At 42.3% G+C, this 633-nt stretch carries 2 protein-coding genes; both read left to right on the top strand.

What is annotated here, in order from left to right; translation table 11 throughout:
* Positions 1 to 47: 47 nt before the first annotated feature.
* On the top strand, positions 48 to 329 hold the full coding sequence (locus tag WH277_RS00630; protein WP_339503770.1) for a hypothetical protein: 282 nt from the start codon (positions 48 to 50) through the stop codon (positions 327 to 329).
* A 1-nt stretch (position 330) separates the two neighbouring features.
* Positions 331 to 633, top strand: a 303-nt coding sequence (locus WH277_RS00635; RefSeq protein WP_339503772.1) for a hypothetical protein, incomplete at its 3' end; no start/stop codon positions are given.

A 633-nucleotide genomic window follows, 5' to 3' on the forward strand; every position in this document is an offset into this window, starting at 1 on the left:
GAATATTTCTGTTGACTCAAGGGTTATTGATATTGCGGAGATGTTGAATGATAAATAATGCGAACGACGATTTTCAACCTTTTGATGATGAATTATGTTCTAACTCTACGGGCTTGGATTCAAAAGGAGAAGAGACTGAAGAGTTTAAAGAGTTTAAAAAAGCCATGCGGTATCAATATGTGAAAGACGTAATCGGCAACGTAGGGTTTTGCTTAGTAATGTTTGCCGGTTTCGTTATAGCTCTGCCGTTTATCGCCCTGGCTTATGCTGGATGTGGAACGTTTTTAGCGGTCAGCGCATTGATCGATTTAGTGAAAGGGGGTGATTAATATGTTTGTGCCTATTGTTGAAAAAGTAGCCAGATTAGAAAAAGAGATCGAGCAGAAAAAGGAGCAGATTAAGAGAATGAATAGTGAAGAGAGAACAGCAGCCAGAAAGGCAGAGGCGAAGCGTAAGATCGAGTTGGGTGGCGTGATAGACATTATAGACAAAATCAACGCTGAGCAGTATCCAGCGCTGGCTTTAGACGTGTCTTTGCTCATTGGTGCACTGACTAACGACATGATCATGAAAAGGATAACAGCGCAGGCTGATTTCCTGAGAGGGGAGGGCGATAAGAGAACGAACGAGAGA

This window comes from Erwinia sp. MYb416 (genome assembly GCF_037479575.1).
GTDB classification, from domain to species: domain Bacteria; phylum Pseudomonadota; class Gammaproteobacteria; order Enterobacterales; family Enterobacteriaceae; genus Erwinia; species Erwinia rhapontici.

Bases quoted from the DNA above. Each gene is read 5' to 3' on its own strand.
- WH277_RS00630 (WP_339503770.1), top strand. From the start codon at position 48: ATGATAAATAATGCGAACGACGATTTTCAACCTTTTGATGATGAATTA.